This window comes from Cupriavidus sp. 05L411 (assembly GCF_056398045.1).
In genome coordinates this window covers 66,161-87,824 of record NZ_JBFTOQ010000021.1, presented here as the reverse complement: position 1 = coordinate 87,824, position 21,664 = coordinate 66,161, and the positions used below count along the sequence as shown (strand labels likewise).

Sequence of the window (21,664 nt, the reverse complement as noted above, 5' to 3'; positions counted from 1 at the left end):
CGCCCAGAGGCAGCCGACAGCCTTGCGGCTGGCGGCCTTCCCCGGTGCTTTCGCGCCCCAATACGGCTCAGGGCTTCTTTGGCCGTACTGCGTCCGACGTACCCTGGATGAAAGCCTGAATCTTCACCACGTCCTGCGCGGTCAGCTTGCCGGTGAAATCCGGCATGCCCTGCTGTACGAAGGGACCGTTGAACACGATCTTGCCCAGGTTCTCGATCAGGCCGGACCCGACGTAAGCCAGATTGGGGATATTGCCGCCCTTGTCCACCCCCGGCACGCCATGGCAGAACACGCAGTTGTTGACGTACAGCTTCTGCCCTTCCTGCACATGGGCGGGGTTGTACTTGACGCCGGACAACAACTCGGCCATCGGATACGCTGCCGCTTCGGCGGCCTTGGCCTTGCCGCCCACGGCAAACGTGTAGACCGTGCCGGGTGCCTTGCGGTCGGTGGCGCGTGCGCTCAGGCCGAACACGCCACCCCACCCTACCGCAATCGACACATACTGCTTGCCGTCGACCAGGTAGGTGACCGGCGGGGCCACAACCCCCGTACCGACCGGCGCCTCCCATAGCTTTTCGCCGTTAGCCGCGTGATAGGCGATGAAGCGGCCGTCCGCGGTGCCCTGGAACACCAGGTTGCCGGCCGTGGTCAGCGTGCCGCCGTTCCACGGCCCCGTATAGTCCTGGTGCCAGACCGCCTTCTGCGCGATCGGGTCCCATGCGATCAGCCTGCCGAACGGCTTGCTCGTCGGTGGCTCGGCATTGACCAGCATGCCGAGGTTCCATCCCACCCCGCTGTGCGCCTCCTGGGAGTCCTTCTGGTTGCGCGCCCAAGCCTTGTCGTCCGCCAGGGTCAGGGGCACGTGCTGCGCCGGAATATACGCCAGGCCGGTGCGCGGGTTGAACGACATGGCATGCCAGTTGTGCGCGCCGAACGGGCCGGGCACCATATCGACCGGCTTGAGGCTGGTATTGGCAAGTGGATTCTCGACCGGCCGCCCATCCTTGTCGTAGCCCGTGGCCCAGTTCACGTCGACGAAGTTCTTCGCCGAGATGAACTTGCCGTTGGTGCGGTCGATCACGAAGAAGAAGCCGTTCTTTGGCGCGTGCAGGATTACCTTGCGCGGCTGGCCGTCGATCTTGAGGTCGGCCAGGATGATGTCCTGCGTCGAGGTGTAGTCGGAATTGTCGCCCGGCGTTTCCTGGTAGTGCCAGACGTATTCGCCGGTATCGGGATTGAGCGCCACCACCGAGGCCAGGTAGAGATTGTCGCCGCCGCCGGGGCTGCGCAGCTTGCGGCTCCAGGGCGCTCCGTTGCCGGTGCCGATATACATCAGGTTCAGCTCGGGGTCGAAGGCCATGGTGTTCCACACGGTGCCGCCGCCGCCATTGAGCCAGTATTTTCCGCTCGGGTCCCAGGTGCCGGCCGCGCGGGCCATGGCCTCGTTCTCGAACGGCTTGGCGGGGTCTCCCGGCACCGTGAACCAGCGCCACCGCTGCGCGCCGGTCTCGGCGTCGTAGGCGGTGATGTAGCCGCGCGCGCCGTACTCCGCCCCACCGTTGCCGATGATGACCTTGCCCTTGTACACGCGCGGCGCGCCGGTGATGGTGTAGGAGAACTTGTGATCCACCACGGTGTCCTGCTCCCACGCCTTCTTGCCGGTCGCGGCGTCGATGGCCACCAGCCGGCCGTCGAAGGCGCCGACGAAGACCTTGCCCTTGTAGACCGCCACGCCGCGGTTCACCACGTCGCAGCAACCCTTGTAGCCGAGATTGCGCGGCACCTTGGGATCGTAGGTCCAGAGCCGCTTGCCAGTGCGCGCGTCGATGGCATGGACCACGCTCCACGGCGCGGTCACATACATCACGCCGTCGACCACCAGCGGCGTGGCCTCGACCCCGCGCGTCGATTCCAGGTCATAGGACCAGGCCAGGCCCAGTTTCGCGGCGTTGCCGGTGTTGACCTGATCCAGCTGGCTGAAACGCGTTTCCGCGTAGTCCAGCCCGTAGGAAGGCCAGTTGGGGGTGCCGCGCTCATTGGCGCGGATCGCCGCGCCGTCGATACCCGCGGTGATTGCACGCACCTTTTGCACAGTGAGTGCCCTGGCGGGCGCGGCGTCGGCGCCGAGCGCCGCGCCCGCCGGCGATGCCAGCGCAATCGCCGCGGCCGTTCCCAGCCACAGCGCGGCTGCCCTGTCCTGCTTGCTCCTGCTTCTTCTCATCATGGTCTGCTTTCCTTGTCAGGTCCGGTCAAAATACTTTGAGCACGCGAAGATTGAAACGGCTGCCTTCCATCGGCCCGTTGCGCACTGAGATGTCCTGCCCATAGGTGCCCAGCACCTGCACGGTCGGCGTCGGGAACCACGCCATCCCCAGTGAAAACTTGGAACTATTGGTGTTGTCGTTGCGCGAGACGCCGTTCACCTTGCTTTCACCGCCGGCCGTGTAGGACAGCCCGCCGCGGATATCGAAGGTATCGGTGACGTTGTAGCGCAGCCAGCCCTGGCCCTGGAACAAGGGGGCCTGCTTCAGGGTGGCCGAGGCCGCGCCAAACTTGTTGTTGTCGCCATAGAAGGTCACGTCGGCGATCAGGTCGAGGGTGAACTTGCCGACCAGGGGCGTGATGTAGCCCGCCTGCAAGGCAAACTTCCAGCGGTTCTCGCCAAGGTTGAGTGCCCGTTCCTTGTCGTAGCTGCCAACCGGCACGTAGAGGAACGGCGTCATGCCGAAGTACCGCTTCTGCTGCGGCTGGTTGACCAGCCATACGGTCGCGGCCAGGATCGGATCGCCCATGCCGCCACTGCTGCCGAGCCCGCTCAGCTGGTCGCGCCCGCGCAGGTTGCCGAACGGCAGCAGGATCTGCGGGTCGACGGTGAAACCAGCAATGTCCATGAAATGCACATAGCGCGCGATGCCGATATCCGAGTTCAGGTTGCCGCCGGCCACCTGCCTGCCGCTGGCGTAGACCTTGTCGCGCTCCGCGTGCTGGTAGTAAAGCATGCCCAGGTTGGTGCCCGCCGGCAGCGCGGTATAGTCGCCGGCGTCCACGTCGATGGCGTGCGCAGGCGCAGCCGCCAGCAGCAGGGCCGCGATGGCGCCGCCATGGCGCAGGGACGAACGCATCCTCCGGCGCATGGCCGGTCCTTGTTGTTGCATGTCTCCTCCATTTTTTGTTGTGTGCCCATGCCGCGGCACAGCCAGAGGGCCGTGCCGGGTCTGACGGGCGGGATGCCTCAGGCGCTCAGGCTGCCTGCTGGCGCGCGATATTGATCACGCTCAGTTGCGCATATTCGGCCAGGCCCTCGGCGGCGAACTCCACGCCCACGCCGGACTCCTTGGCGCCCACCAGGGGGATGTGCGGGCCGAAATGCAGGTGATGGTTGACCCACGCAGTGCCCACGTCGAGCCGCTGCGCCACGGCATAGGCACGCGCCTGGTCAGACGACCAGACCGAGCCGCCCAGGCCGTAGGGCGAGCCGTTCACGCGCGCCACGGCATCGTCCAGGTCTTCGTACCTGAGCACCGGCAGGATCGGCGCGAACTGTTCCTCGGCAACCAGCGCATTGGTGTCGGGCAGGTCGCGCACGATGGTGGGCGCGATAAAGTAGCCATCGCCCTTGAGCGCGGCGCCACCGGCCAGCACCTTGCCGTCGCGCCGGGCCGCGGCCAGGAAGCGGCCGGCCTTGTCGAACTGCATGGCGTTCTGCAGCGGCCCGAGGGTCACGCCGGACTCGGCGCCGTTGCCAACCACGGCCTGCCTGGCCAGTTCGGCCAGCGCATCGCAAAGCGCGTCATGGATGGAGGCATGCACGTACAGGCGCTTGAGCGCCAGGCATACCTGCCCGCAGTTGTAGAAGGCGCTGCCGAAGATCCTGGGCGCGATTTGCGCCACGTCGGCGTCGTCGAGCACGATGGCACCATCGTTGCCGCCAAGCTCCAGCGTGATGCGCTTGAGTCTGGGCCCGGCGCTTTCCATCACTTTCTTGCCCGTCGCGGTGGAGCCGGTAAACGAGACCTTGGCCACGTCGGGATGCGACGTCAGCAGGCCGCCCAGATCGTTGAGATCGGTGATCACGTTGAGCACGCCTGCCGGGAAGATGCCGTTGGCGATGGCGCCGAGCTGCAGCGAAGCCAGCGGCGTGGTCGGCGCGGGCTTGAGCACCACGGTATTGCCCATCAGCAGCGCGGGCGCGATCTTGTAGGCGGCGATCAGCACCGGGAAATTCCACGCGGCAATGGCGGCGACCACGCCCAGCGGCTTGTGATGGACTTCGATGCGATGGGTGGCATCGTCCTGCACCACCGCTACCGGCAACTCCATGCCGGCGATATGCCGCACGAACGCCAGCGCGAACTGCAGCTCCTGGCGTGCCTCGGCCAGCGGCTTGCCCTGCTCCAGCACCAGCGACGCGGCAAGGTCTTCCGCGTTGGCCGCCATTTCGTCGGCCAAGCGCAGCAGCAAGGCGCGGCGCGCTGGCAGCCCGAGCGCCGCCCAGCCCGGCTGGGCCGCCTTGGCCGCCGCCACCGCCGCGTGCGCATCGCGCTCGGTAGCGCGGGATACCGTATTGAACACCTTGCCCGTGGCGGGATTGATCACGTCCAGCAGGGCCCCGCCCTCGACCAGCTTGCCGCCGATCACCAGTGCTGCATTGCTTGGCATATTCTCTGTCTCCTTTGTCTGTGCAGGTAGCGCTCATGCGCTCGTACTGCTAATTGCAAAGGCCGTGCCCAGCACACCGTGTGTGCGCTCGCCTGCCGCCGAATCCACGCCATCCCGCGCGTTGCGGCCGTTCCCCAAGCCGGATGGATACAGGTGTGCGTGCAAGCGGCGCCGTAATGCTGTCTCAAACTGCGCCGGTGTCTCGACACAACTGAGACATGCAGGGAAAAGAAAAAGCCCCCGATAACCGCGCACGCGATCGTCGGGGGCCCTGAGGGCGCCAGTCCACCTGCGATCAGCCGGGGTTGTGGCGCGCCAGCTTGCGATACAGGGTGGCGCGCGAGATGCCCAGCGCGCGCGCAGCTTGCGAGCGATTGCCACTGAGCTGAGCCAGGGTCCTGTGGATCAGCTCGTTCTGCACATCCGCCATGACGGTGGAGTGGCCAAGGGCTGGCCGCGCTTCCAGCACCGGTGTGCAGGTCGCCGCCGCCACCCAGCAGTCGTCGAAATGCTCGCACCGCACGATTTCGCTATCGCCGGACAACGCAATGGCTGCGCGCAGCACCTGGTGGAGTTCGCGTACATTGCCGGGCCAGTGGTGCGACATGACCAGGGCCATGGCATCGGCGTCGAGCCGCTTGGACCGCCCGCGCGCGAGCGACTGCAGCACGGACGCCACCAGCTCGGGCATGTCCGTGCGCTCGCGCAGGGCAGGCATGCGCACCGACATGCCGTTCAGTCGGTAAAACAAGTCCTCCCGGAAGGTGCCCTGGCGCACCAGGTCGGGAAGATGGCGGTGGGTCGCGCAGATCACGGAGATATCGACCGGCACCGGCTTGCTGCTGCCGATCCGGGTCAGGCTGCGCTCCTGCAGCACGCTCAGCAGCCGGGTCTGCAGCGCCAGCGGCATATCGCCGATCTCATCCAGGAAGAGCGTGCCATGATTGGCCTGTTCTATCTTGCCCGCGCTGCCGCCCTTGCGGCTGCCGGTAAATGCACCGTCGGCATAGCCGAACAGCTCGGCTTCGGCCAGGCTTTCGGGAATCGCCGAGCAGTTGAGCGAGACGAAGGCTTCGCCCGGCCGGCTGGCCTCGTGCAGGGCGCGCGCCAGCATGCTCTTGCCGGTACCGGTCTCGCCCAGCACGATCACCGGCACCTGCTCGCGGATCACGGTCACGGCCTTCTCGACGGAGCGGGACAGCGCCGCATCGGCAATCACGCATGACCCGTTGTCGGCCGGCTTGGCACCATCGCTGCCATCGCTGCCATGCTGCCGGCGCACGCGCATCGGCGCCGTGGTCTGGTCGAGCGAAACAAAGAAACGCTCGCCGCCAAGCGCCTTCAGCGAGCCATGGCGAGATGCCGCCGTGCCATGCAGACCGCTGGCGAAGACATGGCGCAACTCGGTACCGGCACCGCCAGCACCGCGCAGTTTCAGCATCTGCCGCGCGGCACGGTTGGCGGCCACAATCACGTCATCGCCCGAGATCGCGACAATGCCCTCGGCCGGCGTATGCAGCATGCGATGGTCATGATGCAGATGCAGGATGCGGCAGCCATGCAACCTGGCGTACAGCCGGTTCTCGATCGACATGGCGGCCGACTGCACGAGGCTGAGCGCGTAGCTGGGCAGGTCCACGCCGAAACCGGTGATATCGATCACGCCGATCAGCTGGTCGTGGCAGTCGTAGATCGGCGCCGCCGCGCATACCACGTCGACAAGCTCATTGAGATAATGCTCGCCGCGCCGTATCTCCACCGCCCCGCCGCCTTCGATCAGCACGCAGGCCGGCGCGTTGGTGCCGAGCGAACTCTCGCATACACGCTTGCCGCCCCGGAGCACGGCCGCGGCAGCCGGGCCGATACCGGCGCGGGCACTTGCGTTGGAGCTGACGATCATGCCGTCGGCGTTGGTGCAGAACACGAGCCAGTGCTGGGCGGGAAACGCGCGCGCCAGAATCTCCATGTCCTCGCCGGAGGCCTCGATCAGCACCCGATGTTCATCCTCGATCCATTGCAGCTGCGTGCGCGAGACAGCAGTGCTGAACAGCGCCTGATCCTCGGGCCGCATGCCGGCGTTAGAGGCGCGTTGCCAGCTCCTGGCAATCAGCTCGGATACGGTCCCGGGAGGAATGCGCTTCCCTTCGAAAAAATTCCGTCTCGCAAGCTGCACGTCTGTTGCCGGGCCAATCGATGCATGCCTCATTCAGTCGTCTCCGTACGGTCTTGTTCTGATGGCGGCGGGGGGCGCGCGCTGGAGAGGAACTGTAAGTGAGGCACCCCCCGTTTTCAAGCGCATGACGGTGCGGAACATGGTTTTCACCTAGCGCGCAAGCACAAGGCCGGCTCCCCGCCCACGAAACGCGCGGCACACCGTCTCAATTTGAGACAGTGCCGGCCAATGCCGCCAGGAACGCTACAGGCACGGTCGGCACCACTAGACGCGCTTTGCGCCCGCCGTTGCGCCAGGTAGTCTCCATTTTTGACGTGGCCTCCTGGTTGGCCACGCAGGCCGGATCCACTTCAGGCAGCAAAAATGCAGCCCAGCGCCTAGTCTTTCCTTGTGGCAGCAGCCAGGAGAGCGCAATGAACGAAGAAACCTTCAACCTCAGCATCCGCAAGTTCCTCAAAGTCGTCGGCGTGAGCTCGCAGCGGGAAATCGAGCTGGCGGTGTCCAAGGCGATCGCCGCCGGCACCATCACCGGAACCGAACGCTTCCCGGTCGTGGTCACGCTGGAACTGGCCGCCTTGCAGGTCAAGGTCCAGTTCGACGGCGAGATTCAGCTCGAGTGAAGTCGCTTGCCGATGCACTGGCGCCGCCATCAGTTGGATGAACCCGCTCGACGGGCGAAGCCCATGCGTTGATGTCGATGGCCGTTGAGTGAACGAACTCGGATCCACCACGTAGATCGCGCTCAATGCCGATACTACGGCTGGAGAGCCTTACGGCGTTTGCAGCGACACCCCGTACTGCGCGAAGATCTGCTGCAGCTCGCCGCTGCGGCGGATCGCGTCCAGCGCGTTCTGCAGTGACTCGGCGAGTTCGCTCTCGTCCGCCTTGACCGCCATGCCGATTGCCCAGCCGCGCGCCGGCAGCAGCGGCGAGGCAACGTCCACGGCGGCGAAACGCGCGGCGGACTGGCCGGCCGCCTTGAGCGCGCTTTCGTATTGCGAGCGCGTGACCATTGCCGCGGCAATCTCGCCGGAGAACAGCGCGCGCAGCGTTTCGTCTGGCCCGGCATAGATCTTCACCTTGTCGCGCAGCGCGCCCTGCGCCCCGGACAACAGGGCATTGGCACCGGCGGAGCCCGCTTCCGCGCCGGTAGGCTGCCCGGCCAGGTCCCCTAGCTGCCGGACCTCGGAGACGCGCTCGCGGTCGTGTACCAGCACGAACATCTCGCGGTGATAGGGCGCAAAGATCAGCGCCTTGTCGTTCGCGCGCATGAACGCACGGTCCACCGGCACATGCAGCATCACATCCGCCGGGCCATAGCCCAGGTAATGGCCACGCCAGACCATGTTGCGCAGGTCATCGGACATGTTCTCGTCAGCATCGAACGGCAGCAGCGACACCGCCAGCCCCATCTGCTTGCTCAGGGCCTTCGCCAGCGCCACGTCGATGCCCGGCAACGGGTTGCCCGCTGCCGTGGAGAATGGCGGCAAGCTCTTGTAGACGGCCACCTTCAAGGTCCCGTTCTGGCGGATCTTGGCCATATCGGCCAGCGACGGCTGGGCGCAGGCGAGCGCGGCCACCGCCAGCAATGCGCCGGCCAGGCGACGGGGGCCAACCGGGACTGGCATTGAGGGAGCGAGGCCGCGGAAAGAGCTGGCGCGCATGGGAGGTCTCCTGCTTTTTTGATCTTTGTGGTTGTGAATCCGGGGGTACGGGAATCCGGGGAAGCGCGGGCAGCCCCCTCCTCCCCTTACTCGTGGCGCGATTCGAGGTAAGTCTTGATGGACCAGACGGCTTCCTGGCTCAGCACGCCGTCGAACGGCGGCATGTAGACCCGGCCGTCGCGCGTACGCCCCTTGCGCACGGTGGCGGTGAAGTATTGCGAGACCTCGCCCATGCATTCCTGCTTCTTCTTCGCGTTGGCCAGCGCCGTGCAATCGCCATCGAGCTTGCGCAGATCCGGCGCGATGCCGCCGGACACCGCTTCCAGCCCATGGCAGCGCGCGCAGTTCTGGTTGTAGGCCGAAGAGCCGATGCGCAGTGCTTCCTGCTGCGCATCGCCGGCCCTGTATGGATTATCCGGACGCCATTCTTCGCCGAGTTGCGGTAGCGTCTTGGTGTCCACGGCTTGCGGCGTGACGTCGCCATGAGCCGATGCGGCTTGGGGTAGCGCTGTGGCCAGGAGCGTGCAGATGGCAATCAGGGCAAGAGTGCGGCGTGGTGTTTTCATCAGTGTCACCTCCAGTTGTTGAACGCGTTTTGAAGGTGACTTCCGCAAAAGCCATACCAAGCGCAAAGTGGGCCATAAACCGGGCTGGCCCCCGGCAAATGGTTGGCATGTGACACAGCCGGCCAATGCCAGTGCCCTGGAATGCAACACCCTGGCAAGCGTTTTGCTTCATGACGCAACACTTCCGGGCCCTGTCGATCACGCCAGGACTCGGAGCGACCCGCGCACAGATCGCGGGCGACTTCCACAGGAGACAGAAAAATGACATTCCAAGCGGCCGCTGGCCCGCATGTGCCCGGCGTCTCGCCGGCGGTAACGGGCAACCCGGCGGAGGGCGACCGGCCTGGCCTGATCGCCCAGGCCCACCAGCGTTCCGAATCCTATGGCTTGCGGCCCTATGAATCGCCGGACTTCTGCCCGGTGCTGCAAAACGAGCTGAAAACCCAGATAGAGCGCAGCCAGTCGCTGTTCACCTACGCGCTGCCGGTCATGGAGACACTCTATGACCAGATCGTCAACACGCAGAGCATGGTGATCCTGACGGACGCTGCCGGCCTGATCCTGCACTCCCTGGGCGATGACGATTTCCTGGCCAAGGCCACCAAGGTGGCCTTGCAGCCGGGCGCGCTGTGGTCCGAGGAAAGCCGGGGCACCAACGCCATCGGCACCGCGCTGGCCGAGAACAAGGCCACGCTGGTCCACGGTGCGGAGCATTTCCTGGAGGCCAACCGCTTCCTCACGTGCTCGTGCATGCCCATCCTCGATGCCTACGGCAAGACGGTTGGCGCGCTCGACGTGACGGGTGACCAGCGCGGGTTCCACAAGCACACCATGGCGCTGGTGCGGATGTCGGCGCAAATGATCGAGAACCAGCTGTTCGCCAATGCCTTCCAGGACATGGTGTGTGTCCGGTTCCACTCGCGCGCGGAGTTTATCGGCACCCTGGTCGAGGGCATCGCCTCCTTTACGCCGGGCGGACGCTTCCTGTCGGCCAACCGCAGCGCGCAGTTCCAGCTTGGGATGTCGGTCGGCGCCTTGCACGCGCACACCTTCTCCTCGCTGTTCGGCCTGTCGCTATCGCAGTTGTTCGATGCCGAACGCAAGGCCCCGGGCGGCGTCGTGCACCTGCCACTGCCAAGCGGCGTCAAGGTCAGCGCACGCATCGAGTGGAAAGCGCCCGCCGCTTCGGTTCCGGCGGTGGCCATCGACCGTGGCAGCGCGCAGGCCCAAGGCAGGCCCGAAGCCACCTCCCTGCCCCACCGCGCGGCCACGCAGCCGGCCCAGCCCGGGCTGGACGACCTGGACACCGGCGACGCCCAGATCAAAGGTGTCATCACCAAGCTGCGCAAGGTGATCGGCAAGGATATTCCCGTCATGGTGCTGGGGGAAACCGGCACCGGCAAGGAACTGCTGGCCCGCGCCATCCACGCCGACAGCCCGCGCCATGCGGGGCCCTTCATCGCGGTCAACTGCGCCTCGATACCGGAGACGCTGATCGAATCCGAGCTGTTCGGCTACGAGGAAGGCGCCTTTACCGGCGCCCGCAAGAAGGGCGGCATCGGCAAGATGCTGCTGGCCAACGGCGGCACCCTCTTCCTCGATGAAATCGGCGATATGCCGTTGCACCTGCAGGCGCGCATGCTGCGGGCGCTGCAGGAGCGCGCGGTCACGCCGCTGGGCAGCAGCAAGGTGATCCATGTCGACGTGTCCGTGATCTGCGCCACCAATCGCAATATGCGGGAACAGGTGGCCAATGGCTTGTTCCGGGAAGACCTTTACTACCGCCTGAACGGCCTCGTGGTGCGGCTGCCGGCATTGCGCGAGCGCAGCGACCTCGATGTGGTGGCCAACAAGCTGTTGCGCGAGGGCCAGGCAAGCGGGGGACCGCGCATCAAGGATTCGGTCATGGCAATGTTCCGCAGCTATCACTGGCCGGGCAATATCCGCCAGCTCGGCAACCTGCTGCGCACCGCGCGGTTGATGGCCGAAGGCGAGCCGGAGATCACCGAGGAGCACCTGCCCGACGATTTCCTGGAAGACCGGCTGGCGCGCCAGGCCACCCACCCCGCGCACGGCGCCACGGTGGCGGCAGACGCCGCGCCAGACAGCGAGCGCGCCGCGGGGGCAGCGCCCCGCGCCCAGCCCACCCGCCTTGCCGACGTCGAGGCACTGGCCATCGTCGCCGCGGTCAAGGCGCACCACGGCAATATTTCCGCGGCGGCCAAGGCGCTCGGCATCTCGCGCAATACGGTCTACCGGAAGCTGGACGAGGCCAACGCGCTGCCGCAGCAAGATGGCTGAGACGGCAGCCGTGCGCGCCGGCTGGCGCTCAGGCCAGCGGCTCCCCGTTCATCCACAGGTCTTCCAGTTCGCGCCAGGCGTGCTGCACATTCAAGGGATGGCGCGAAGCGAAATAGCGCCAATGGCGGTACGGTTCGGCGGCGGCCGGGCTGAGCACGCGCGCCGCATCGCCCCCTGCTTCCAGTGCGGCGGCAACACCGCCGGCCAACGCGTCCAGGTAAGCCAGCGTGGGCGCCAGCGTTTGCGCCGGCGTGCCCGGCGCGGTGCCCACCACGATATCGGCGGGTAGCGCAGACACGGCGCGCAGCGCGCGCCGCCAGCCTTGCACGGAAGCCTCCTGCAACTCCGGAACGCGGTCGCGGTAGGCCAGGCTGCCCACGCATAATAGCCGCCGCCGCGGCGCATACAGCACAGTATCCGCAGCGCTATGCGCCCCCGCGTGGACCTGCACCTCCCAAGCGGTGGCGCCGGTCTGCAGGCGATCGCCATGGCGCAGGCCGGGTTCAGGCAACACGATCCGCGTGCCGCGCATCGCGGCTGGCCCCAGTTGCGCGGCCAGCCGGGCCAGGCACGCCTCGCAGCGCTGCCGCATCAGGCCAGCGGTGGCGGCAGAGGCCAGGAACGCGGGGCGCGGCCACAAGCGTGCGAACGCCGCGTTGGCCAGCACGTTCTCGGGATGCGCATGGGTATTGACCACCCAGCGCACCGGCTCGGGCGTCACGGCCCGGATCGCCGCCAGCAGCCCGTTTCCCCAGGCCAGATGCGGCCCCGGGTCGACCACCAGCACCCCGGCTCCGGTCACATGGACCAGCGTCGGCACCACCTCCCCGGCATTGGCCCGCGCCACCTCGGCATTGGCTGCGCTGGCCACATACACACCAGGCTGCCACCTCGCCAGTACCACGCGGCCCAATGCGGCGGCCGGTCCGGCGCCGCCGAGGGCCATCGCCAGCAGGGCGCCCATGAATCCGCGCCGGGTGGGATCCATCACCGCTGCCAGTCCGCCGCGCGGATGGCGGCACGCAGGGCCTCGGCCATGGCACCGGCAGGCGCGTGTCCGCCAGGCACCCAGACCAGCCGCGCCTGGGGCATGACCGCCTGCAAACGCAGGGCATTGGCCGGCCGGCAGACCGCATCGGCACGGCCATGCAGCAACGTCACCGGCACGTCCCGCGCGCCGATCTGCGCCGCTGCCTTCAGCAGCACCGGCTTGCCCAGCCCGGCGCGGCGGCGCAGGTAATGCGCCTGGACCCGGTATTTGTCCACCGTCGCCATGCGCTCGCGCCACGGCTGGCGCACCGGCTGCGTCCGGCCAAGACCCAGCATCCGCCGTTCGGCGCGCTGCCACTGTCCGGCAGTGTCCAGTTTTTGAACAGTCGTACCACTTTGCAACACTTGCGACACAGTGAGCAAGCGGGCCCGGGCATCGGACGACCGCTCGCCCCTTGCCATGACGCGCCGCAACATCGCGCCGCCGCGCGGAGAAAAAAGCCGATGGATATCATCCCGGCCAGTCAGGAAAGCGCCCCGCAGGACCAGGGCCGCCACCGCGTCGGGATAGCGCGCGGCATAGGCCAGCGCCAGCGCTGCCCCCCAGGATCCGCCCACCACGCCCCAGCGCTGGACGCCAAGCGCCTGGCGCAGCTGCTCCAGGTCTGCCAGCAGCGCGCCCGCCGTATTCCGGCGCAGCGTCCCGGCGGGCCGCGAACGGCCCGCGCCACGCTGGTCAGGCATCACCACGCGGTGCCGCAACGGATCGAACCACGCCACCATCGACGGGCTGCAGCCGCTGCCCGGCCCGCCGTGAAGCACCAGCCAAGGATCGCCTGTGGCCGGCCCCGCCTGCCGCACGTGCATGCGGTGGCCATCCTGCGTACGGAGAAAAAAACAATGGGATGGCATTGGCGCTGCGGGCATGGATGTTGCCTCGGAAAGAACGCGGCGATGTCCGCCGCAAGACCACACGATGCATTCACTAACTATGCCACCCCCGAGGAGGAGACATGAACTGGACCACCCCCGCCTACAAAGAACTACGCCTGGGTTTCGAGATCACGATGTACATCGCCAACCGCTGAGCCTCTTTGCCTGAACGCGCCAACCTGGCAAGGCCCGCTCCCCGCGGGCCTTTTTTCTCGCTGGCGGGCTTTTTGCTCTTCGACTCTGTCACGAACCCTATCGATACGCGCCATGACAATACTCCGGGTCCTGGGATCGGCCGCAGGCGGTGGCTTTCCCCAGTGGAACTGCAACTGCCGCCATTGCGATGGCGTACGCAACGGCACGCTGCGCGCCACGCCGCGCACGCAGTCGTCGATCGCCTTGAGCGACGCTGGACAGGACTGGGTGCTGGTCAACGCCTCCCCCGACATCCTCGAGCAGCTGCGCCAGGCGCCAGCGCTGCAGCCGGCGCGCCAGCCGCGCGACACTGGCATTGCCGGGGTGGTGCTGATGGATGCGCAGATCGATCACGTGACCGGCCTCTTGATGTTGCGCGAGCATCGGCAAGCGCTGCCGGTCTACGCCACCGCGGCGGTACTGCAGGATCTCGCCACAGCGTTCCCGCTGACGCGCATGCTATCGCACTACTGCGGGCTGGACACGCACACGCTGGCCCTGGACGACGCGCCCTTCACGGTGCCACCGCTCCATAGCGTGATGCTGACGGCGGTGCCGCTGCAGAGCAAGGCGCCGCCCTATTCCCCCAACCGCAACGCGCCGCAGCGTGGCGACAATATCGGGCTGCGCATTGTCGATGCCGCCACCGGCCGGCGCGCCTTCTATGCCCCCGGGCTGGGCCGCATCGAGCCGCGCGTGCTCGACGAACTGCAGCGCGCCGACGTGGTGCTGGTGGACGGCACCTGCTGGCGCGACGATGAGATGCAGCAGCTCGGCTTCTCCGCCAAGACCGCCGCGGACATGGGGCATCTCGCGCTGTCCGGCCCAGGCGGCATGATCGAGACGCTCGACCGCCTGCCCACGGCACGCAAGATCCTGATCCACATCAACAACACCAACCCGATCCTGGTGGACGACTCGCCGCAGCGCGGCCTGCTCGCGGACCACGGCATCGAGGTGGCCTACGACGGCATGGAAATCACGCTATGACACAAGCCACGGCCTGGAGCCCCGCCGAGTTCGAAGCGCGCCTGCGCGCGAAAGAGGCGGGCTATCACATCCACCACCCGTTCAACCTGCACATGGCGGCCGGGCAATGCACGCCGGCGCAGATTCGCGCGTGGGTGGCCAACCGCTTCTACTACCAGACCAGCATCCCGCTCAAGGACGCTGCCGTGCTCTCCAACTGCCCCGACCGCGCCACGCGCCGCGAGTGGGTCGTGCGCATCCTGGACCATGACGGCACAGACACCCAGGAAGGCGGCATCGAAGCCTGGCTGCGGCTGGGCCAGGCGGTGGGTCTCACGCGGGAAGCGCTGTGGTCGCACCGGCACGTGCTGCCCGGCGTGCGCTTCGCCGTCGACGCCTATGTGAACTTCGCGCGGCGCGCGCCCTGGCAGGAGGCCGTGTGCTCCTCGCTGACCGAGATGTTCGCCCCGGAAATCCACAAGGAGCGCCTGGCCGGCTGGCCCGGGCACTATCCGTGGATCGAAGCGCAAGGACTGGATTATTTCCGCTCGCGCATTCCGCTTGCGCAGCGCGACGTCGATCACGGCCTGCGCGTGACGCTTGGCTACTTCCGCACGCCGGAGCAGCAGCAGCGCGCGCTGGACATCCTGCAATTCAAGCTCGACATCCTGTGGTCGATGCTCGACGCCATCCAACTCGCCCACCCATGACCCCGACCGAAGCCGACCTGACCAAGCCGACGCTGCACCGGACCTTTCGCCTGCAGTGGGAAGACGCCCAGCAGAGCTGGATCCTGCTGTATCCGGAGGGCATGGTCACGCTCAACGACAGCGCGGCTGCCATCCTGCAGCGCTGCGACGGCAGCCACACCCTCGACATGCTGATCGACGACCTGCAGTCCGCCTTCGGCGTGCAGGGCATCGCACCGGAGGTACACGCCTTTGTCAAACATGCCATCGAACGCGGCTGGCTGGTCTGAGCCGCCAGCAGCCACAGCGCCGCCCGGGCCGCCGCTATGGCTGCTGGCGGAACTGACCTACCGCTGCCCGCTCCATTGCGCCTTCTGCTCGAACCCGGTGGACTATGCCCGGCATGATGCCGAGCTCGACACCGCCCAGTGGCGCGACGTCTTCACCCAAGCGCGCGCACTGGGCGCCGTGCAACTGGGCCTGTCGGGCGGCGAACCCCTGCTGCGCAAAGACCTGGAAACACTGGTCGGACATGCCCACGGGCTGGGCTTCTACACCAACCTCATCACCTCCGGCATCGGCCTCACGGATGCGCGGCTGGCCGCCTTGCGCGTTGCCGGGCTCGATCATATCCAGCTATCGTTCCAGGACTCCACGCGCGAACTCAACGATTTTCTCTCCAGTACCCGCACCTTCAACCTGAAGCAGCGCGTGGCCCGCCTGATCAAGGCGCACGGTTATCCGATGGTGATGAACTGCGTGCTGCACCGGCATAACCTGCCCCATGTCGGCGCCATCATCGAGATGGCGCTGGAGATGGGCGCCGAATACCTGGAACTGGCCAACACCCAATACTACGGATGGGCCTGGGAGAACCGGCAGGCGCTGATGCCCACGCATGAGCAACTGCGCGAAGCCGAAGCGGTCGTGAATGCATACCGCGCACGCATCGGCAACCGGTGCAAGATCCTGTTCGTGGTGCCCGATTACTTCGAGCAACGGCCCAAGAAATGCATGAACGGTTGGGGCACCACCTTCCTTGGCGTGGCGCCCGACGGCGTCGCGCTGCCCTGCCATGCGGCTCGCATGCTGCCCGGGCTCGACCTGCCGAACGTCACCACGCAATCGCTGCGTGACATATGGCGCGACAGCGACGCCTTCCAGCGTTTTCGCGGCACGCACTGGCTGCCGGAGCCTTGCCGCTCCTGCGACTCGCAGGCGCAAGACCATGGCGGGTGCCGCTGTCAGGCGTTCCTGCTGACCGGCGATGCCGCCGCCACGGATCCGGTGTGCGATCGGTCGGGAGATCATCGGAAGGTCATGGAGATCGTGCTACAGGGCAGGCTGGCCGAGGCGCAGGCGCGCGCACGGGAGCACGGGATGGTCTTCCGCAGCGATGGGAATTCACTCAGGCTAAGCAGCGAAGCGGACTGCGCTGGTAGTGAAAGAGGTAAATAGAAAATCGAGAACAGAAAAATCAAAGACGTTTCACACCGTGCCTGGGCAGCCATGCGGGCCGATGTGAAACGTCTTTGCGAATCCTTCCTCCGTATCCGGTTGTTATCCGACCGCCAGGTCTGACACCGGTCTATTCCAAGGCTCACCCGATACTCATCCGATACTCAGAACCCACTCTGCCAGCTTCCTGGCATCCGTCTCGCTGAGATTGTCGTGCGGCGGCATGGGAATCCGTCCCCAAACGCCTTTCCCGCCCTCACGGATCTTTTTCGCGAGCCGCTCGGGTGCTTCCCCGTCGCCCTTGTATTTGCCCGCCACCTCGGCAAAGCCTGGCCCGACTACCTTGGTCTTCATGCCGTGACAAGAAAAGCAGCCGCTCTTGTCGGCCAGCGCCTGCATATCGGGCGCCGCTTCGACCCGGGTGGCACACAGCACCATCGCCACCATTGCGACCGTGGCCGTGGCCGTGGCCTTCAATGGCAGGAATCCTTTCGCCTTCTGCATATCTACGTCCCAATGCTCTGATCATCGACCCGCCCTTGCGCGTGCCGGCGCCGGTGTGCGATGCCGGCACGCGCAGGGCAGCTACGCTACATGGTGTCCGGCAACATTCAGCTCTTGTGCAGCTTGAACACCCACACCGATCCGCCCTGCTCCAGGAAATTCACGCGCTTGGCAACTTCCCCGCCCCACAGCGGCACGGCGCCGCCCCAGCCCGACACCACCGCCACATACTGCTCGCCGCCCTCCTCCCAGGTAACCGGAGGCGCCACCACGCCGCTGCCCGTCTGGAACTTCCACAGTTCCTTGCCGGTCTTGGCATCCGCGGCCTTCAGGTAGCCCTCCGGCGTGCCCCAGAACACCAGCCCGCCGGCAGTGGTCATCACCCCGCCCCACAGCGGCGCGTAGTTCTTGACTTCCCACTCGATCTTGCCGGTCTTGGGGTTGATCGCGCGCAGCGAGCCGATGTAGTCCTCGTTGAGCGGATGGATGGTGAAGCCGGCGCCGAGGAAGGCGGCGCCCTTCTTGTAGCCCACGGGTTCGTTCCAGATATCCATGCCCCATTCATTGGCTGGCACATAGAACAGGCCGGTCTGCGGGCTGTAGGCCATTGGCTGCTGGTTCTTGCCCCCGAGGAAGCCCGGCGCGGCGAACACGGACTGGCCCTTCTTCGGATCGCTGCCCGCCGCCGGGTCACCCGGCCGGCTTTCCGCGATCATGTTGGGTCGTCCGGTCTTAAGGTCGATGCTGCTGGCCCAGGTGATCTTCTTGACGAAGGGAAAGGCGTTCACCAGCTTGCCGCTGGTGGCGTCGTTGACGTAGAAGAAGCCGTTGCGGTCGGCCTTGCCGCCCAGGCGCTTGCCGTCCTGGTCGAAGGTCACGAACTCGTTGACGCCGTCAAAGTCCCAGCCATCGTTCGGGGTGTTCTGGTAGTGCCAGACAATCTTGCCGGTGGCGGGGTCGAGCGCAACGGTCGAGGCCGAATACAGGTTGTCGCCCTTGCGCATGTGGCTGTTCCACGGCCCCGGGTTGCCGGTGCCGAAGTAGGCAAGGCCGGTCTGCGGATCGTAGGTGCCGCCAAGCCAGGTGGCCGCGCCGCCGGTCTTCCAGGTCTCGCCGGGCCAGCTGGCGTTCTGGGTGCCGGTCACACCGTTCTCGGTCTTGTTGCCGTCCTTGTCATACTTGTAGCCCATATGGCCTTCCACCACTGGCCTGGACCACACCATCTGCCCGGTCTTGGCGTCGCGTGCCTCGACCCGTCCCACCACGCCGAACTCGCCGCCCGAGACACCGGTCAGCACCATGCCTTTGACGATCAGGGGGGCCGCCGTGTAGGAGTATCCGGCGGCATAGTCTTCGATCTTCTCCTTCCACACCACCTTGCCGGTCTTCTGGTCCAGCGCCACCAGTTGCGCATCGAGCGTGCCGAAGATCACCAGGTTGTCGTACAGGGCCGCGCCACGGTTGACCACGTCGCAGCAGGGCATGATGCCCTCGGGCAGGCGGTGCTCATATTTCCACAGCTTGGCGCCTGTCTTCAGGTCGAGCGCGTAGATGCGGGAATAGGAGGCGGTCACGAACATCTTGCCGTCGTGGATCAACGGCTGCGCTTCCTGCCCGCGCTGCTTCTCGCCGCCGAAGGAGAACGACCACGCCGGCACCAGCTGGCTGATGTTCTTGGTGTTGATGCGGTTCAGCGTGGAAAAGCGCTGGCCTTGCGGGCCCATCCCCCACGACAGCACGTCGCCCGGCGACTTCGCGTCGTTCTCGATCATGGCATCGGTCACCGCGGCCTGCGCCACCAGGCTCGCGGTAGTCGCCGCGAGCACCATCATCACGCGTAACGTCCTCATTGTCTGCTCCTCTCTCTTGTTGTCGATCTTCGCCGGTGTGCCACGCACACCAGACAGACTCTTGGCAATTCCCATGCCAATGGAAAACACCCGCATCCGGGCCCGCGGCAGCCTGCCAATGCCTGGATGGCGTACCAGCGCGGAACACTCCGCTGCCGTTGTTGCGGAATTGAACAGCACACCTGCCCTGACTCAGCGTCCCAACGCGGCGTCCTCATACGCCGGGTAGAGGTGCGTCACATTGCGTACGTACTCCGCCGGCATGGCGCCCCAGCGTGCATATGCGTGCGGCACCGGCATGGCGATCACCTCGGCCAGGTCGCGCCCCTGGGCTGCCGCCTGGGTCATGCGGGCGTCCAGCCACTGCAGGTAGCCGCGTGTCTGCGCGACGGCATCCGCGCTGCCGAGCGCCGGTCCGTGGCTGGGGATCAGCAACCGCGCGCCGCTGTCGCGCAGCAGCGCCTGCAATTGGTCCAGGCTGGCCAGCCAGCGCTTGAGATCCGCGTGGGGTGTGGTCGGCACGCGCTCGCGAAACGCCACGCCGCCCGCGAACACAATGCCGGCGCTGCGGTCCACGATCACGAGGTCGTCGGCGGTGTGGCCGTCCATCCGGATCAGATCGAAGGTGTGCCTGCCGATCGTGCGCCGGCCCGGGGTCAGCACGTGAAGCGGCGGTGCCGGTTCGGTGTCGCGCATCCAGTTGCCGCACAGGCGATAGAGGTTGTCGGCATAAGCAGGCCCTTCGCGCCGGGCGCCGTCGATGGTGCCGGCCAGCGCGCTGCCGCCCACGTCGGCATAGGCCTGGTTGCCGAAGAAGTAGTCCGGATGCTGGTTGAGGTTGAGCACCAGCCGTACCGGCGCCGCCGTGACCGAAGCAATGGCACGGCGCTGCTGCTCGCCATATTGGCGCGACGGCCCGGTATTGATCACCACCACGCCATCACCCGTGTCGATAAAGGCCGTGTTGATGATGTTGCAGCCGTTGTCCGGCGCGAAATCCGCATTCGCCCCTTCCAGCAGCCACACGTCGGCGGCGACCTGGCGTGGCGCCAGGTGATAGTCCCCTGCCTGCGCCAGCGCCGCCTGCGCTGCCAGCCATAGCAGGATGCCGAGCACGCGCTTCATGGCGTCACCTGCGCCGCGAACCGGTTGCCGTTGTTATCGCGCCCGGTCGCCGTCATGCCGCGCTCGCTGGCCCCGCGCAGGTCGAAGGAGAAGATCGGGTTTTCAGCGACCGGTTCGTATAGCGTCAGCCGCAGCATCGCTTCCCGCGTGGCGTCGAGCAGGTTTAGCGACTCCACATGGAAGGCGGGGATACCGGCCACCAGCCCGGTGTCCATCGGGTGCATCACGCGCAGGCGCACCCGGCCACCGGCGCCGCCGAGGCCGGGAAACACGCGCGATTCGACCCGGTTCAGCGTGGTGCTCCATGAGCCATCGCGGCGGGTCGCGCCCGGCACCGTGCAGCCGCCGCCGCTGGCATCCACCATCACCCCGCCCACATGCCACACGCCGTCCGGCGTGCGGGCCGCCACGCGCACCGGCGAGGCCTGCTCCAGCTTGAAGCGGAACGACAGCGAGGGGCGCACCTTGAGCGGCTCGAACTCCAGCACCTTGCGGATCGGGTTGCGGTCCACCACCACCACGATGCGATCCACCTCGCCGAGCGCCGATGCATCGAAGGCGATCGGCACCCGCATCGGATCTTCGGCAAAGGCCGGCCCGGTGACCTTGACGCGGCTGTCGAACACGAACGGCGCCTGCTGCAGCGCCTCCTTGCGCACCAGCGGCCATTGCGGCGACTGCAACGGATCCCGGCTCTCCAATGCCCACGCGCCCGCTGCGGCCAACGCCAGGCAAGCTGCCAGCGGCACGGCGTGCCTCATGCCGCCCCTCCGGCCTGGCGCACGCGGCGCGCCATTCCGCGCTGCGGGTCGTAGCCGAGCAGCGCCAAGGCGAAAAACACCGCCGTGCAACCGGCCACCACCGCGAGGCTGACTGGCGCGGCCTGCCCGTACAGGGCGAAGCGGATCGCTTCCACGGCATGGGTGAAGGGGTTGAAGCGCGCGAGCTGGTAGACCACGGTGGCGCCGGACTCCTCCAGCTTCCAGAGCGGATACAGCGCCGAGCTGATGAAGAACATCGGGAAGATCACGAAATTCATGGTGCCGGCGAAGTTCTCCAGCTGCCGCACATGCACCGACAGCAGCAAGCCCAACGCCCCCAGCATCAGCGCGGCCAGTACCATCACGGCCAGCGCGCCGGGCAGGCATGCCGGCGAGAACGTCACGTCGAAGGCCATGGCGACAAGCAGGAAGGCGATCATCTGCAGCAAGGAAAGCAAGGTGCCGGAGGCCAGCTTGCAGGCGAGCAGCCAGGCCCTGGGCAGGGGCGCGGTCAGCAGCAAGCGCATCACGCCCATCTCGCGGTCGTACACCATCGCCAGCGAGGACTGCATGCCGTTGAACAGCGCGATCATGCCGAGCAGGCCGGGCGTGACAAAAACCTTGTATTCGACGTAGGTGTCATAGGGCGGCACGATGGCAACGCCGAGCGCGTTCTGGAAGCCGGCCGCGAAAACCAGCAGCCACAGCAGCGGCCGCACCAGCGACGAGAACAACCGCCCGGGCTGCCGGAAGAACTTGTGCAGTTCGCGCCCGGCCACCGCGCGCAAGGCGCGCCAGGCGTGGATCAGGGTGGTAGTCATGGC

Annotated in this window: 20 protein-coding genes; 7 read left to right on the top strand and 13 right to left on the bottom strand. The window is 66.7% G+C overall.

All coding sequences use genetic code 11. From position 1 onward, the window contains the following. Positions 1–67: 67 nt before the first annotated feature. The 4 genes from AC1DQR_RS23645 to AC1DQR_RS23630 all read right to left on the bottom strand — a co-directional run bounded on the left by AC1DQR_RS23645 (position 68) and on the right by AC1DQR_RS23630 (position 6,868). Positions 68–2,227 carry a PQQ-dependent dehydrogenase, methanol/ethanol family gene (locus tag AC1DQR_RS23645; RefSeq protein ID WP_416048723.1) on the bottom strand — a complete coding sequence of 720 codons (2,160 nt, stop codon included), beginning with the start codon at positions 2,225–2,227 and terminating at the stop codon, positions 68–70. A 25-nt stretch (positions 2,228–2,252) separates the two neighbouring features. Beyond that, positions 2,253–3,137 carry a transporter gene (locus tag AC1DQR_RS23640; protein ID WP_416050496.1) on the bottom strand — a complete coding sequence of 295 codons (885 nt, stop codon included), beginning with the start codon at positions 3,135–3,137 and terminating at the stop codon, positions 2,253–2,255. A 106-nt stretch (positions 3,138–3,243) separates the two neighbouring features. Continuing rightward, positions 3,244–4,662, bottom strand: a complete 1,419-nt coding sequence (locus AC1DQR_RS23635) for an aldehyde dehydrogenase family protein (RefSeq protein ID WP_416048724.1) — start codon at positions 4,660–4,662, stop codon at positions 3,244–3,246. A 295-nt stretch (positions 4,663–4,957) separates the two neighbouring features. Further along, a complete protein-coding gene (locus AC1DQR_RS23630) occupies positions 4,958–6,868 on the bottom strand; it encodes a sigma-54-dependent Fis family transcriptional regulator (protein WP_416048725.1) in 1,911 nt (636 codons plus the stop codon). Between the two features lie 380 nt (positions 6,869–7,248). Between AC1DQR_RS23630 and AC1DQR_RS23625 the strand changes: the two genes are divergently transcribed. Continuing rightward, on the top strand, positions 7,249–7,455 hold the full coding sequence (locus AC1DQR_RS23625; protein ID WP_416048726.1) for a DUF6494 family protein: 207 nt from the start codon (positions 7,249–7,251) through the stop codon (positions 7,453–7,455). A 150-nt stretch (positions 7,456–7,605) separates the two neighbouring features. Here the strand turns inward: AC1DQR_RS23625 and AC1DQR_RS23620 are convergent, their stop codons facing one another. Further along, positions 7,606–8,499, bottom strand: coding sequence for a substrate-binding periplasmic protein (locus AC1DQR_RS23620; RefSeq protein WP_477133889.1), 894 nt, complete (start codon positions 8,497–8,499; stop codon positions 7,606–7,608). 86 nt (positions 8,500–8,585) lie between these two features. Continuing rightward, positions 8,586–9,065 (bottom strand): cytochrome c-550 PedF, encoded by a 480-nt coding sequence (pedF, locus tag AC1DQR_RS23615; RefSeq protein ID WP_416048728.1) that lies wholly within the window; start codon positions 9,063–9,065, stop codon positions 8,586–8,588. A gap of 261 nt (positions 9,066–9,326) precedes the next feature. Between pedF and AC1DQR_RS23610 the strand changes: the two genes are divergently transcribed. Continuing rightward, a complete protein-coding gene (locus tag AC1DQR_RS23610) occupies positions 9,327–11,366 on the top strand; it encodes a sigma-54-dependent Fis family transcriptional regulator (protein ID WP_416048729.1) in 2,040 nt (679 codons plus the stop codon). Positions 11,367–11,394: 28 nt separating this feature from the next. Here AC1DQR_RS23610 and AC1DQR_RS23605 read toward each other — a convergent pair whose 3' ends face one another. After that, positions 11,395–12,354, bottom strand: a complete 960-nt coding sequence (locus AC1DQR_RS23605) for an MBL fold metallo-hydrolase (protein ID WP_477133888.1) — start codon at positions 12,352–12,354, stop codon at positions 11,395–11,397. Next, positions 12,354–13,283 carry an alpha/beta fold hydrolase gene (locus AC1DQR_RS23600; protein ID WP_416048731.1) on the bottom strand — a complete coding sequence of 310 codons (930 nt, stop codon included), beginning with the start codon at positions 13,281–13,283 and terminating at the stop codon, positions 12,354–12,356. The genes AC1DQR_RS23605 and AC1DQR_RS23600 overlap by 1 nt, the downstream gene beginning before the upstream one ends. Positions 13,284–13,369: 86 nt before the next feature. Here AC1DQR_RS23600 and pqqA point away from each other — a divergent pair, with 86 nt between their 5' ends. The 5 genes from pqqA to pqqE all read left to right on the top strand — a co-directional run bounded on the left by pqqA (position 13,370) and on the right by pqqE (position 16,600). Beyond that, a complete protein-coding gene (gene pqqA, locus AC1DQR_RS23595) occupies positions 13,370–13,444 on the top strand; it encodes a pyrroloquinoline quinone precursor peptide PqqA (RefSeq protein WP_006161450.1) in 75 nt (24 codons plus the stop codon). A gap of 112 nt (positions 13,445–13,556) precedes the next feature. Further along, positions 13,557–14,474, top strand: a complete 918-nt coding sequence (gene pqqB, locus AC1DQR_RS23590; protein WP_416048732.1) for a pyrroloquinoline quinone biosynthesis protein PqqB — start codon at positions 13,557–13,559, stop codon at positions 14,472–14,474. Then, positions 14,471–15,163: a pyrroloquinoline-quinone synthase PqqC gene (pqqC, locus tag AC1DQR_RS23585; protein ID WP_416048733.1), complete on the top strand. Its 693-nt coding sequence runs from the start codon at positions 14,471–14,473 to the stop codon at positions 15,161–15,163. Before pqqB ends, pqqC begins: the two co-directional genes overlap by 4 nt. Further along, positions 15,160–15,432 (top strand): pyrroloquinoline quinone biosynthesis peptide chaperone PqqD, encoded by a 273-nt coding sequence (gene pqqD / locus AC1DQR_RS23580; protein WP_035862268.1) that lies wholly within the window; start codon positions 15,160–15,162, stop codon positions 15,430–15,432. Before pqqC ends, pqqD begins: the two co-directional genes overlap by 4 nt. Further along, positions 15,404–16,600 (top strand): pyrroloquinoline quinone biosynthesis protein PqqE, encoded by a 1,197-nt coding sequence (pqqE, locus tag AC1DQR_RS23575; RefSeq protein WP_477133887.1) that lies wholly within the window; start codon positions 15,404–15,406, stop codon positions 16,598–16,600. Before pqqD ends, pqqE begins: the two co-directional genes overlap by 29 nt. Positions 16,601–16,753: 153 nt before the next feature. On the opposite strand, the gene AC1DQR_RS23570 is transcribed toward pqqE, so the two are convergent. The 5 genes from AC1DQR_RS23570 to AC1DQR_RS23550 all read right to left on the bottom strand — a co-directional run bounded on the left by AC1DQR_RS23570 (position 16,754) and on the right by AC1DQR_RS23550 (position 21,661). Beyond that, positions 16,754–17,047 carry a c-type cytochrome gene (locus AC1DQR_RS23570; RefSeq protein WP_416050497.1) on the bottom strand — a complete coding sequence of 98 codons (294 nt, stop codon included), beginning with the start codon at positions 17,045–17,047 and terminating at the stop codon, positions 16,754–16,756. Positions 17,048–17,211: 164 nt separating this feature from the next. After that, the gene (locus AC1DQR_RS23565) at positions 17,212–18,954 is read right to left on the bottom strand and encodes a PQQ-dependent methanol/ethanol family dehydrogenase (protein WP_416048735.1); all 1,743 of its coding nucleotides are present in this window, start codon (positions 18,952–18,954) and stop codon (positions 17,212–17,214) included. A 192-nt stretch (positions 18,955–19,146) separates the two neighbouring features. Then, positions 19,147–20,079, bottom strand: a complete 933-nt coding sequence (locus tag AC1DQR_RS23560) for a quinoprotein relay system zinc metallohydrolase 1 (protein WP_416048736.1) — start codon at positions 20,077–20,079, stop codon at positions 19,147–19,149. Next, positions 20,076–20,840, bottom strand: coding sequence for a quinoprotein dehydrogenase-associated SoxYZ-like carrier (locus AC1DQR_RS23555; protein WP_477133886.1), 765 nt, complete (start codon positions 20,838–20,840; stop codon positions 20,076–20,078). Before AC1DQR_RS23555 ends, AC1DQR_RS23560 begins: the two co-directional genes overlap by 4 nt. Continuing rightward, positions 20,837–21,661: an ABC transporter permease gene (locus tag AC1DQR_RS23550; RefSeq protein ID WP_416048738.1), complete on the bottom strand. Its 825-nt coding sequence runs from the start codon at positions 21,659–21,661 to the stop codon at positions 20,837–20,839. Before AC1DQR_RS23550 ends, AC1DQR_RS23555 begins: the two co-directional genes overlap by 4 nt. Positions 21,662–21,664 lie beyond the last annotated feature (3 nt).